Source organism: Gaetbulibacter sp. PBL-D1 (assembly GCF_050509525.1).
Classification (GTDB): Bacteria; Bacteroidota; Bacteroidia; order Flavobacteriales; family Flavobacteriaceae; genus Gaetbulibacter_B; species Gaetbulibacter_B jejuensis.
Map to the genome: position 1 here is coordinate 208,388 of NZ_JBNWKB010000001.1, position 12,272 is coordinate 220,659.

General features: G+C 31.4%; 18 protein-coding genes. 10 read left to right on the plus strand and 8 right to left on the minus strand.

All coding sequences use genetic code 11. The features are described 5' to 3' along the window. Positions 1-9 precede the first annotated feature (9 nt). The 6 genes from ACQ0RB_RS01070 to ACQ0RB_RS01095 all read left to right on the plus strand — a co-directional run bounded on the left by ACQ0RB_RS01070 (position 10) and on the right by ACQ0RB_RS01095 (position 2,691). Positions 10-453, plus strand: a complete 444-nt coding sequence (locus tag ACQ0RB_RS01070) for a hypothetical protein (protein WP_430495888.1) — start codon at positions 10-12, stop codon at positions 451-453. Continuing rightward, positions 443-937 carry a YcxB family protein gene (locus ACQ0RB_RS01075; protein WP_430495890.1) on the plus strand — a complete coding sequence of 165 codons (495 nt, stop codon included), beginning with the start codon at positions 443-445 and terminating at the stop codon, positions 935-937. Before ACQ0RB_RS01070 ends, ACQ0RB_RS01075 begins: the two co-directional genes overlap by 11 nt. Before the next feature lie 86 nt (positions 938-1,023). Further along, complete coding sequence (locus tag ACQ0RB_RS01080; protein ID WP_343796442.1) at positions 1,024-1,275, plus strand: hypothetical protein; 252 nt, start codon at positions 1,024-1,026, stop codon at positions 1,273-1,275. A gap of 71 nt (positions 1,276-1,346) precedes the next feature. Next, positions 1,347-1,763, plus strand: a complete 417-nt coding sequence (locus ACQ0RB_RS01085; RefSeq protein WP_161566719.1) for a c-type cytochrome — start codon at positions 1,347-1,349, stop codon at positions 1,761-1,763. A 10-nt stretch (positions 1,764-1,773) separates the two neighbouring features. Continuing rightward, the gene (locus ACQ0RB_RS01090) at positions 1,774-2,211 is read left to right on the plus strand and encodes a c-type cytochrome (RefSeq protein ID WP_430495893.1); all 438 of its coding nucleotides are present in this window, start codon (positions 1,774-1,776) and stop codon (positions 2,209-2,211) included. Between the two features lie 12 nt (positions 2,212-2,223). Continuing rightward, entirely contained in the window at positions 2,224-2,691 is a 468-nt protein-coding gene (locus ACQ0RB_RS01095) for a hypothetical protein (protein ID WP_430495895.1), read from the plus strand. On the opposite strand, the gene ACQ0RB_RS01100 is transcribed toward ACQ0RB_RS01095, so the two are convergent. Together ACQ0RB_RS01100 and ACQ0RB_RS01105 are read right to left on the minus strand one after the other, a co-directional pair. After that, on the minus strand, positions 2,688-3,368 hold the full coding sequence (locus tag ACQ0RB_RS01100; RefSeq protein ID WP_430495897.1) for a uracil-DNA glycosylase family protein: 681 nt from the start codon (positions 3,366-3,368) through the stop codon (positions 2,688-2,690). The two genes, ACQ0RB_RS01095 and ACQ0RB_RS01100, sit on opposite strands and share 4 nt — an antisense overlap. Then, entirely contained in the window at positions 3,369-4,052 is a 684-nt protein-coding gene (locus tag ACQ0RB_RS01105) for a hypothetical protein (protein ID WP_343796433.1), read from the minus strand. It abuts the gene before it with no gap. Positions 4,053-4,171: 119 nt separating this feature from the next. Here ACQ0RB_RS01105 and ACQ0RB_RS01110 point away from each other — a divergent pair, with 119 nt between their 5' ends. Beyond that, a complete protein-coding gene (locus ACQ0RB_RS01110) occupies positions 4,172-4,303 on the plus strand; it encodes a 30S ribosomal protein THX (protein ID WP_129759151.1) in 132 nt (43 codons plus the stop codon). Here ACQ0RB_RS01110 and yaaA read toward each other — a convergent pair whose 3' ends face one another. The 4 genes from yaaA to ACQ0RB_RS01130 all read right to left on the minus strand — a co-directional run bounded on the left by yaaA (position 4,304) and on the right by ACQ0RB_RS01130 (position 7,170). Continuing rightward, positions 4,304-5,062 (minus strand): peroxide stress protein YaaA, encoded by a 759-nt coding sequence (yaaA, locus tag ACQ0RB_RS01115; RefSeq protein ID WP_430495899.1) that lies wholly within the window; start codon positions 5,060-5,062, stop codon positions 4,304-4,306. It abuts the gene before it with no gap. A 126-nt stretch (positions 5,063-5,188) separates the two neighbouring features. Next, complete coding sequence (locus ACQ0RB_RS01120; protein ID WP_430495901.1) at positions 5,189-5,551, minus strand: VOC family protein; 363 nt, start codon at positions 5,549-5,551, stop codon at positions 5,189-5,191. 21 nt (positions 5,552-5,572) lie between these two features. After that, positions 5,573-6,610 carry an RluA family pseudouridine synthase gene (locus ACQ0RB_RS01125; protein ID WP_430495903.1) on the minus strand — a complete coding sequence of 346 codons (1,038 nt, stop codon included), beginning with the start codon at positions 6,608-6,610 and terminating at the stop codon, positions 5,573-5,575. Positions 6,611-6,612: 2 nt separating this feature from the next. After that, on the minus strand, positions 6,613-7,170 hold the full coding sequence (locus ACQ0RB_RS01130) for a PASTA domain-containing protein (RefSeq protein ID WP_262732033.1): 558 nt from the start codon (positions 7,168-7,170) through the stop codon (positions 6,613-6,615). Between the two features lie 163 nt (positions 7,171-7,333). Here ACQ0RB_RS01130 and ACQ0RB_RS01135 point away from each other — a divergent pair, with 163 nt between their 5' ends. The 3 genes from ACQ0RB_RS01135 to coaD are packed head-to-tail and all read left to right on the plus strand — an operon-like array spanning position 7,334 to position 9,673. Further along, positions 7,334-8,308 (plus strand): D-alanine--D-alanine ligase, encoded by a 975-nt coding sequence (locus tag ACQ0RB_RS01135; protein WP_262732034.1) that lies wholly within the window; start codon positions 7,334-7,336, stop codon positions 8,306-8,308. 18 nt (positions 8,309-8,326) lie between these two features. Then, the gene (locus ACQ0RB_RS01140; RefSeq protein ID WP_430495906.1) at positions 8,327-9,193 is read left to right on the plus strand and encodes a tetratricopeptide repeat protein; all 867 of its coding nucleotides are present in this window, start codon (positions 8,327-8,329) and stop codon (positions 9,191-9,193) included. A gap of 24 nt (positions 9,194-9,217) precedes the next feature. Continuing rightward, positions 9,218-9,673 carry a pantetheine-phosphate adenylyltransferase gene (gene coaD / locus ACQ0RB_RS01145; protein WP_129759157.1) on the plus strand — a complete coding sequence of 152 codons (456 nt, stop codon included), beginning with the start codon at positions 9,218-9,220 and terminating at the stop codon, positions 9,671-9,673. Here coaD and ACQ0RB_RS01150 read toward each other — a convergent pair. Together ACQ0RB_RS01150 and ACQ0RB_RS01155 are read right to left on the minus strand one after the other, a co-directional pair. Further along, the gene (locus ACQ0RB_RS01150; RefSeq protein WP_430495908.1) at positions 9,666-10,316 is read right to left on the minus strand and encodes a response regulator; all 651 of its coding nucleotides are present in this window, start codon (positions 10,314-10,316) and stop codon (positions 9,666-9,668) included. The genes coaD and ACQ0RB_RS01150 overlap by 8 nt on opposite strands. A gap of 69 nt (positions 10,317-10,385) precedes the next feature. Further along, complete coding sequence (locus ACQ0RB_RS01155; protein WP_430495910.1) at positions 10,386-12,260, minus strand: tetratricopeptide repeat-containing sensor histidine kinase; 1,875 nt, start codon at positions 12,258-12,260, stop codon at positions 10,386-10,388. Between the last annotated feature and the right edge of the window lie 12 nt (positions 12,261-12,272).

A 12,272-nucleotide genomic window follows, 5' to 3' on the forward strand; every position in this document is an offset into this window, starting at 1 on the left:
AACATTTTCATGATAAAGATTTTTAACAAAACACTAAATTCAGAAATTCTAATTGACGAAAGTGCTGATTGGATTCAATTCACCCCAAGAGATTATGAAGAAAAGCCTTATGTCATTATTGAAATGAATAAATTTAATTTTCTTCATCACGCAAATAAATGTTCTGAATGTAAAAAATTCTTGGATTCTTTTGGGCAAGAATCTGTGGATTGGCACATATCTTATTCAAATAAAATTTTTCGACTAGACACTAAACAAATCGGAATTAAAGGTTATTCAGAAAATGAGATTAAAGTAACTATGTCTGACTACAATCCTGGAACAAAAATGACTCTTGTATTTCATAATCTGCCGAATGACAAAGTTGAACTACACAATCTACTTGAATTAGCAGTTGTCAATGAAGATTATGAGAACGCATGTGTTCTTCGTGACTTAATTAATGAACAATAACACCTTGCAAAAGATTAAAATATCACTAGTAGAAAAAATAAAAATATTCCTAAACGAATATTATTTCGGATATGGAGTATTTTTCTCAATCTTAAGAATTCTTGGTGGACCATTGATTTTAATAATGGGCCTAAATCTATATTTCAACGGGATTACAAAATCTGGAATTGGTTACTCTGGATTTATGATATTTTTCGGAATTTACTATTTGTTAAAGCCTTTAATTCTAGTCCTTACACAAGATGCTTGGTTTAAAAATTTTGACCTCGAATACAAAATTCAACCTAAAAAAATAATTATACAGTCAGAAAAAAGTAAATCTGAATTGGATTACTCGAAATTAAAAACAGTTCAGGAAAGAAAAACATATTTTGTACTGAAAACAAACTCAAAACAAGGGATTTATTTACCAACAAAACTTTTGGAAACCTCTGAAATTGAAATTTTAAATAACCTGAAAACACTAATACAACAACATGTATAACTAGCTGTAGCTGTCTCTAAACTTCTATATTAATCTTAATTACAACCTTTAATTAAAACAAGACAGTATTTATATTCTACAAACTAATGAACAAGAGAAACTTTAAAATAGTAAGGCATTACATAATTGGTATAATATGTATGATTTGCTATTTCTTATTAGAGAACTCTGACCTAATACCTGAACTTGTTGAGTATTCTAAAAGAGGTCGCTACAAAGGGTTTGCAACCTTTTTTATTACAGGGTTATTCAAGTATGGCTTATTAGTTATTGGAGTAAGTATTATTTTAATTATGACTTTTTTACTGATTAGAAAAAGAATCTCTAAAGACAATTAAATCACAGTAAATTCAAGCTAAAACAAATAGTTTTTCGTAACTTTAAACAACTATAATTTAAATCAAATTCCATGAAAGATTTGATCAATCAAATTTTGAAAATTTCAAGTGGACTTTTGATGTTAACAATTGTAATTTCTTTTTTCTTATACAGTTTTAGCATACCAAAAACTGCTGGTTGCGGAACTAAAACACCTCAATTAATTTGTGGAACTGTTTCACTAAAATTAACTGAAAATGCGCAAATTGGAAAACAAATTTTTAATGCAAATTGTGCAGCTTGCCATAAACTAAACAGAAATATGACTGGACCTGCATTAGCAAAAACAGACTCTACTTTACTCTGGAATTGGATGACCTTAAACAAACAAAAAATTGATAGTTCTAAAATAAGAGAATTAGGAGTTGATTATCACAGAAGCTTTTGGGCCAACTCAATAACTCAAACAGAATTAATTGGACTTTATGAATATATAAATGCTGATTGAATTATAATAAATGAACAATCCCAGAAAACTAATACTTAAAATTATAACTGCATCATGTGTCGTTTTAGCTTTATCTATTGGTGTTTTCATTTTTGTAATTAAAAAGAATGGAATTACTGAATTTGATTCCATAATTAATGATGATAAACAAGCAGTGGTTAAAATAAAACAAACTTCACCTGAGTTTAAACTAGGCGAATCTATATTCATGGAGGATTGCAGAAAATGTCATGTTCTTAAAGGAATGAAAGATAACATGCTTGATGGAGTAGTAGAACATGTTGGAATTAGTTATTTAAAATTATATTTAACCAAGCAAGACTCTTTGCTAAAAGCAAAAGACAAGTATGCTTTAGAATTAAAAGAAATGTGGGGAAACAATGGAACAATACATAAATTTAATTATACTGAAGACGAACTAGATGTATTGATAGAATATTTAAAATAATGCTCATTTAAATTGATAAAAAAAGTACTATTAGGAGTTTTAGCTTACATTATCGGAATAAGCATAGGAGTTTATTTTGAATCATTTTTTAGAGAAACAATTCAAGATATTTTCAAATTTACTACTTCAAACAAAATTCAATTTAGAGGGAAAAATATTTACTTTTCAATTGGAGGTATATTTAAATATATACTTAGTTTTACTTTAATGCTATTTTTGTTTTCTAACCTAAATCTTAAACTAAAACAGGTTATTAAAAATACAGTTATCTTACTATTAATTTTTGGAATATCTCTTTTCGTGATTTCAGCAATTAATGCCAATTTAAAAGTTATTGAATGTACTGCTTGCGATAATGGAATTGTAAGAATACATTGGAACGGAATTAATTATGACTTAATAATTGGATTAAGTGCAATTTTAGCAATCATACCAAGTATAATTAGACTTGTAAAACCCAAGTTAAAAAAGACTCCCTAAAAAAACTCACTATACTGCATAACCCTAAAATCAAAAGTATTAAAATCAGGATTTTTAGCTTTTAACTGTTTATACAATGGCAATCTACTTATCGAAATATTTGCTGCTCCTGACCCAGAAGTCAAGGATACGGTTTTTATTTTTCGAGTAGCTTCAGTAGGTTTCTTCCCTTCTATCGGAATAACAAACTCGTGTATTCTTGGAACTTCGTTAGACACCACTTTCAACTTAATATTATAGTCTTTAATGTGTTTTCTAAAAAAATATTCTGGTCCATTTTTACTGTTCCCACCTGTAAACAGTAAGGTATCAATAGTTGGGTATTGCTTAATGTAACCAATAAGATCTCGCAACACAATGTTAGTCATTCCCAAATCGGAAGCATCAATCTTCTTTCGTTCTGCACTTTCAACAATATCACAAACACCTATTTTATGCTGTATTAAAAAGCGTTTACGTTCTTCAATAGCCTCTTGTGAATTGTCGTATCGTAAATTCAAATTATGGATTTTATCAATAAACAACCACAAGCTATTGTAATAGCTGCCATAACAAAAGTCTACATCTTTTTCTAGCAACTCACCTGTTGAAAATCTTGGTGGTGGTAATGTGCCTACAATTAACTTTGTAGTGTCATTTTGAATAAAAGGTTGGTATGGATGTTTATGAAAAAACAACTATGCTTTGCTTAAATAGTCCTTAACTTTATTTATGGTTGCCCTGTAAATTCTTCGGTTAGGTTTGGTCATATGTTGTGACTCTGCGTTAATATCATTTAAAATATCGTAAGCAGCATCATTTTTTTGTTGACTCAATAAAAATTCAGCCAATACCAAGCGCTCGTTGTAATGGGAATAACGCTGGTTTATTACTTTCATATTGGTTTCAGCTTCATCAATTCTGTTAAGCTTTTCAAGGCATAATCCGTAAGTAAATTGCGAAATGGTATTAACAAACTCTTGGTGGTCTTTTATTGTTTCAGCAATCTCAATTGCTTTTTCATACTCTTGTGCGTAGTAATAACTTTCTAACAGCTTCTTTTTTACAAATATGTTGCTTTGCGATTTATCTTCAAGCAACTGTTCATAATGTAGACTAGCATTTGAGTAATCAGATATTTCAAAATAAGCATCAGCTAAATTTAATCTATTTTGATAAGTATCAGAAAATTGAAGTTTGCTTTCTAAATCCCTAACTTTTTTTGTTGGGTTGATAATAGACGTAATATCACTAGCTACTTTTTCGGCATCTCTTTTATTATAAACATTACTAATTAAATAAACTGCACAACCTATTACTGGAACAAAAATGATAAGAAACACCCAGTAATATTCATTTTTATGTTTGAAAACGTGATACACACAAAAAAATTGAATAGCCAATATTAAATAGTAAACCATATAGAATTGAGAGGATTATCGATTGCTTGACTAAAGTATAAAAAATTTGTATTTTACTGTAGTAACCAATAATAATAAACATGGGAAAAGGTGATAAAAAAACACGACGCGGAAAAATACACAGAGGGTCTTCAGGTGTTAGACGCCAAAAAATAAAAAAACGTCCAACTACTGAGCAAAAAATAAATATTGACAAAAAAGCTAAGGCCTGATTATCTTATAAATACCAATTCGTTTTTAGTAGACATGCTTTCGCTAAAGCCATAACCTTCATAGTTAAATCCTTTAAGGTCGTCAATGGTTTTGGCATTGGTATCTACAATATATCGTGTCATATAACCTCTGGCAAGTTTAGCAAAGGTCATGATGGTTTTGTATTCGCCATTTTTTAAATCCTTAAAACTGGCAGTAATTACAGGAACCTTTAATGCTTTGGTGTCAATAGCTTTAAAATACTCGTTACTCGCTAAATTTAAGAACACCTCATCGTCTTGCAGCTCGTCATTGAGTGCTTGAGTAACTTTCTTTTTCCAGAACTCGTATAAGTTTTTGTTTTTTCCTACTGGAAATTTAGTTCCCATTTCTAAACGGTAAGGTTGAATTAAATCCAATGGTTTTAAAACACCATAGAGTCCAGAAATAATGCGAACTGTGTCTTCTAAAGTATCTAACTTACTACTTTCAATAGTATAAGCGTCTAAGCCTCTATACACATCACCACTAAAAGCATACACAGCTTGTCTTGCATTATCTTTGGTAAATGGCAAGCTCCAGTCTTGATTACGCTCGTAGTTTAATTGCCCAAGATTATCAGAGATATTCATAAGCTTTGACAAACTTTTAGCCGACTTCTTTTTAAGCAATTTATTGAGGCGTTCAGCTTCGTTTAAAAAACAAGCTTCAGTAGTTTTTGTTGTGGGAAGTTTACTTTCGTAATCTAAAGATTTTGCTGGTGATAAAACGAGTTTCATAATCATTTCCTGCGAAAGCAGGAATCTCTTTAAAAGTTAAACAATAGTTCTTTTTCAAAGTTACAATTACCTAGCTATAAAATCAACTTTAGGTTTTATTCTTTTCAATAAAACTATTGAGAAAAATTATGATAACTCCTCTCCTATCTGAATGACATAGCCATTGTTATCATAGATGGCAAACTCTCGCATATTCCATTCAAAATTTTCTATTGGATAGCAAAGGGTTACTTTATCCTTAAGTTGATGCCAAAGCGCATCTACATCATCTACTTTTATATAAAATGAACCCGTAAACTGTGGTTTAGTAAAGGAAATATGTGCATTGGGTTTTGCCAACATAAACTCAACTTCATCTCTATGTATGGAAGCCCAATTCCAATCGTCATTTTTTTCACCACAAGTAAACCCTAAATGCGTAGTGTAAAACGAAATGGTTTCTTCAATTTGCTCAGTATAAAGCATTGGAACCAAACTTTTAAAAGTCATACTGTGCTAAATTATTGGTTATTATAATTCTTGATGCTTGGAGTAGTTACGCCATTTTTCAACACACTGCTGCATGTCTTCAGGAATTTCGGTATTAAAACGTAAAAACTCTCCAGTTTTAGGATGCTCAAACCCAAGTGTTTTAGCATGTAGCGCTTGTCGTGGCAATACTTTAAAACAGTTTTCAACAAACTGCTTGTACTTATTGAAGGTTGTTCCTTTTAGTATTTTTTCACCACCATAACGTTCGTCATTAAACAGTGTATGCCCAATGTGCTTCATGTGTACTCGAATTTGGTGCGTACGTCCAGTTTCTAACTTACAAGACACTAAAGTTACATAACCTAAACGCTCAATTACTTTGTAATGGGTTACTGCTGGCTTGCCTTTATCGGCATCGTCACCTTCAAAAACGGTATTTTGCAATCTATTTTTTGGATGACGACCAATATTGCCTTCTACAGTACCTGAATCTTCTTCAACATTTCCCCAAACCAAAGCCACATATTCGCGCTCACTGGTTTTATCAAAAAACTGCTTAGACAAATGCGTCATAGCCTCTTCAGTTTTTGCAACCACTAGAAGTCCGCTAGTATCTTTATCGATACGATGCACTAATCCAGGACGATTACTAGAATTGTTTGGTAAGTTATCAAAATGAAAGGTTAAAGCGTTTATTAAAGTCCCTGAATAGTTACCATGACCAGGATGCACAACCATTCCTGCAGGTTTATTAACTACCAAAAGCTCGTCGTCTTCATAAACAATATCCAACGGAATATTCTCAGGCGTTAACAAATACTCATAAGGAGGATGCTCAAAAAGCACTCTAATTTTATCAAATGGTTTTACCTTGTAATTTTGCTTTACAGGAGTATCATTAACGTAAATACTTCCGTTTTTTGCAGCAGTTTGAATTTTATTGCGTGTTGCGTTTTCAATAAAATTCATTAAATATTTATCTATACGAAGTGGTTGCTGACCTTTTTCAGCGGTAAACGAATAATGTTCGTACAACTCATCATCATTGTCGTCTATTGAAGTATCGTGATCTGCCATGTTTAGTTTGATCGGTTACCATTACCTAAAACCAAATCAATTTTTGTGGTTAGTGGTAATAAATCTCCAGCTTTAAGAGTTTCTCCTTGATATTTTACAGCAATCACCTCATCTTTACCAAGGTCGTCAACATAAGTGATTTTTCCTACTTCAAACCCTAATGCTTCTAGAGTTGGTTTGGCTTGTCTAAACGTACGTCTTACAATATTTGGGACTGCAACCTTACGATAACCTGATGGATTTAAAATAAGATAGATTTTTCGGTTTTCTTTAACCTGAGTTCCTGCTAAAGGATATTGCTCAATAACTGAATATTTAGGATAATTAGGATTGTAGTTAGCCGAATCCTGAATTTCCATTTGCAAGTCATTATCACCTAATTCTATTTGAACGGTTTCTAAAGTCTTACCTTTTAAATCTGGCACTTCTACAAACTCACCATGGTTGGTGTAACTTTTCAGCCATTGTAATATTAAAAACGATAATACTACAAGAGCAACGATAGCCAGTGCAATTTGTTTTAAAAATGCTTTACTGGTAAGAAACTTTACTAAACTCATAAATGGAAATTAGATTATGACAAATATATAAAAACTCAAAGGTTTTTTCTTTTGCTTTAATGTGCTATTTTAGCTTAACTATTATTAGTTACGTTTTATTGTTTGTTTCGGATTATCGAGTGATTATTAATTAACAGCAATTCCTGTGAACACAGGACTTTATATGAAAAAAAATATTGCCATTATAATGGGAGGATATTCTAGCGAGTATGAAATATCCTTAAAAAGCGGTCAAGTGGTTTATGAAACTCTAGACACTTCAAAATACAACGCTTACAGAATACATATTTTTAAGCACAAATGGGTTTATGTTAATGACAATGATGTAGAATTTCCTATTGACAGAAATGACTTTTCGATTACTCTTGAAGACAAGAAAATAACTTTTGATTGTGTATTCAATGCTATTCATGGCACTCCTGGTGAAGATGGCTACATGCAAGGGTATCTTGAGCTGTTAAACATTCCGCATACTAGTTGTGGTATGTATCAAGCCGCATTAACATTTAACAAACGTGACTGTTTAAGCACCTTAAAACCTTACGGAATTAAAACCGCAACCTCCTATTACCTCAACCAAGGAGATGCAGTTAACGAAAATGACATTGTCAACAAAGTTGGTTTACCTTGTTTTGTAAAAGCTAATAAAGCTGGTAGTAGTTTTGGAATCACTAAAGTCTATAACAAAGAAGATATAAAAAACGCTCTTGATGTCGCTTTTAAAGAAGATGACGAAGTGATTATTGAGTCGTTTTTAGATGGTACTGAAGTTTCGGTTGGTGTGATTACTTACAAAGGAGAAGTAACCGTTTTACCTATTACCGAAATTGTGAGCAACAATGATTTTTTTGATTACAAAGCAAAATATTTGGGTGAATCGCAAGAAATAACTCCTGCAAGATTAAGCAAAACACAAGAAGAAAAGGTAAACACTGTTGCTAAACAGGTGTATACCATTTTGAAGCTAAAAGGGTTTAGCCGAAGCGAATATATTTTTAAAGATGGAGAACCTCATCTTTTAGAAGTTAACACAGTACCTGGTTTAACTAAAGCCAGCATATTACCTCAGCAAGCTGCAACAGCAGGAATAAGCTTAAGCGCTCTTTTTGAAAATGCTATTGAAGAGGCTTTGAAATAATCAACTAAAACACAAGTCATGAAAACAATAACTCGTCTATCAATTTTCTTTTTATTAATTCCATTTTTAGGAATTTCTCAAAGTGAAGTATTAACACTCAATTTTGATAAAAAATACTATCAAGCAGTTGATAAATGGGTTGCTTTTCCGAAATCTGAAAAAGACTCACTATACTCATTTGGATTTATTTATATTGACCAAATGGCTGGATTTTCATTTAGGTTTGAAAACACATTTAAAATTGATGGTCAAAAATTAATTGCTTCAGATGGCAAACCTGAAACTACATTAATGACTTATAGATTAGAACCTAACACAAAGCTAGTTGCTGAGTTAACTGAAAACCAAATAAAACAATTGAACCTACCAAAAACTCCTGAGTGGTTAAAGATTTACAAATCAGATGAAAGCTCATTAGAATATTTAAAAGATATTGGATACCATTACAATCATGTAGGAGCAAGTAAAGAAGCTCTTGAACCTTTACTTAAAGCATATAAGATTGATCCTGATTATTCTGGTTTAGCTTTTGAACTTGCTTTTGCTTATAACGCAACAGGTCAATATGAAAAGGCTGTAACTGTTTTAGAAAGTGCAATTAAAAAAAACAAAGACCAACTTTTATATAAAGAGTTAGGATTTGCTTTTATGAATTTGAACAAATTCGATGAAGCAGAAAAAATTTATTCCGAAGGTATAGAATCAGCTAAAGACAATTCAATAAAAGCTGAAATGGCTATAAACATGTGTGCTATTTTTTTAAATCAAAAAAATAAACCCAAGTATGACAAATGGTTAGCTACAGCTAAAAAATATATGGGTGACAACTCACCATTCCAGCAATATGTTAATTACTTTGAAGCCGAGTGGAAAAAGGTAGATTAGAAAATAGATTAGTATATTTGAATTATGAAACGCGCAATCTTTCCAGGGTCTTTTGACCCAATTACTTTAGGACATTACGATATTATTAAACGTGGTGTAAAGCTTTTTGATGAAGTAGTTGTAGCTATTGGTATTAATGCTGATAAAAACTATATGTTTTCTCTTGAAGAACGTAAAGCCTTTATTGAAAATGCGTTTAAAGATGAACCTAAAGTGTCTGTAGTAACTTATGAAGGTTTAACTATAGAATTCTGTAAAAAGATTGATGCTCAATTTATTTTACGTGGTTTACGTAATCCTGCTGATTTTGAGTTTGAAAAAGCAATAGCACATACCAACCGTAAACTTTCTAAAATTGAAACTGTTTTCTTGCTTACTGCTGCAAAAACATCGTTTATTTCGTCTTCAATTGTTAGGGATGTTATTCGCAATAATGGTGATTACACTGTTTTAGTTCCTGATAGTGTAAACATTAAATAAGGTTATTTTTCTTTGCTTTTTGTACCGCTTCAAGTTTATTATGCACTTGTAGCTTTTTGTAAATATTTTCAATATGCTTTCTTACAGTACCTGTTGAAAGAATTAAGTTTTCAGCAATTTGCACGTAATTTAATCCTTTGCTCAAGTGCTCTAACACTTCAGTCTCTCTTGCAGTAAGTTTAATATCTTCTTTATCCTTTTCGTTTTCAATACTCATAGGATTTCGAAGTAATTTCAAGGTTTTTAATGCTATTGAAGGATTCATGGCTGCGCCTCCATTTAAAGTTTCAAGAATACCACTATGTAAATCTTTGGCATTAATTTCTTTAAGCAAATAGCCATCAGCTCCTGCTTTTATGGCATTAAAAATGTTTTCATCATTATCAAAAACAGTAAGCATAATGATTTTTATATGAGGATATTTTTGCTTGACTATTTCAGTAGTTTCAATACCATTAAGCACTGGCATTTCAATATCCATAAGGATTAAATCAAGATTGTGATTGTGTTCCAATTTAGACAATAAATCAGAACCATTCATTGCTGAAAATTTAAAACTCAAGTCCTCAAAAAAAGACAGCTTTTCTTTTACTGCATTTATTAAAAATTTGTTGTCGTCAACTATGGCTATTTTAATGTTCATTGGTTGGAATTTTTTATAAAAATAGTAAACGTATTGAATTTCACCTATACGATACATGACGTATATTAATTACATTTGTAACTTAACTATTGTTCCGTTACCTTCTGCAGAGGTTACTGTCAACTCTCCATCAATTTCATAAGCGCGTTTTTTCATATTATTGAGTCCATTACCAAGTTCAACTTTTAAAGCATCAAACCCTTTTCCGTTATCAGAAACTTGAACTAAAAGTTTATCATTAACCTGATTTACCTCAACCGTTATTTTAGTCGCTTCAGCATATTTTATAGCATTATTAACTGACTCTTGAATGATACGATAAATATTCATCCCTTCAACAGAAGTAAACTGTAAGTCATCATTAATCTGTTCTCCTTTTTTGAAATTGAATTCAATACCTTCTGAAGCAATATGCGCTTTATCAATAAAATTTGAAATCCTAGATTGTAAGTCTTCAATAGATATTTCATTTTTATTCATTGCCCAAATAGTATCGCGTAACTCATAAATGGTTGATGAGGTGAATGTGCTTATACTTTTAAGCTTATCGCCTAACTTTTCTGGGAGTTTAAATCCATATTTTAAATTGTCTAAAGATGAAATAATAAACGTTAATTGCGCTCCAATGTTATCATGTAAATCTCTTGAAATTCTTAGTCTTTGGTCTTGAAGTTTACTTTGAGTTTCAATTTTTGCCAAAGCATCTTTAAGCTGATTTTCGCGAAGCAACTGTCGGTTTTTTATCTTTTGTTGACTATACACTAAGTAACCCAAAAGCGAGAGTACAACTGCTAATGCCACTAAACCTAAAATGTAGTTGTTCTTTTTACTTAAATCGAGTTCTTTTTCGGCTAAATCAGCACGTTGCGACAAGATTTCTTTTTCTTTCTTTTCAGTTTGATATTGAATTTCCAGTTCTGCAACCTTACCATTGGTTTCAATATTTAAAATACTGTCTCTAAACAAAGTGAAACTTTTGTAGTACTCTAAGGCTTTTTGAGGTTGGTTTTTAGCTTCGTAATATTGAGAATAGTTGTGTAACGCTGTTTCTATATCTGTAGCCGATTTTGCTTTTCTGGTATAATAGTAACCACTATCTAGATACACTTTAGCTTCTTCCAAACGATTGTTTTCAATCAGCACATCAGCAATATTATTGTAAGTGGCACCAATCCCTGTTTGGTTGCCTATAGCACGCTCTGCCTTTACAGATTTATTAAAATACAATAAAGCAGAGTCTATTTCTTCTAAATAATAATACACTGCACCAACATTGTTGGTGGATTCCGCAATTCCTTTTTGACTGTTCAGGTCTTCTTCAAGCTTTAAGGAGGCTTTAAAATAATCAAGTGATTTTAGCAAGTCACCATCATTAGCATAAATAATGGCAATACTATTGTAGACTTCAGACATTCCTTTTTTATTGTCTTCAGCCTCAAAAATATCTTTGGCTTTAAGATGGTTTTCAATAGCTTGTTGGTTCATTCCAAGATAGCTATATACTGTTCCTATATTGTTTGTTACAGTTGCTCTATGCGAATCCATGCTTTTAGCATCGTAGATTTTAAGCGCTTCAACGTAAGCCGCTAAAGCATCTTCATACAATCCTAAATTACGATTACACGCACCAACGTTATTATAAGCTGAAGCAATGATTATAGAATCTGTTGATGTTTCCAAAGCAGCGGTTGACAGTAATTTAGCTTCAGTAAATAGTCCCAAATCTCGTTTTACAATTCCTAAATTATTTTTGCTTAGTGCAATGTTGTTAGCTATTTTATTTTTTTCAGAAATTGACAATGCTTTTTCCAATAACTCAATTGATTTTTGAGGATTGGTTTTATACATATCCATTGCTGAGTCATTAAGTACTACTACATTGTTTTGAGAAAAACCAATAGAGAAATAAAGAATACCAAAAACTGTCAGCCAAAATGTTTTCATATTAAAAAGTAG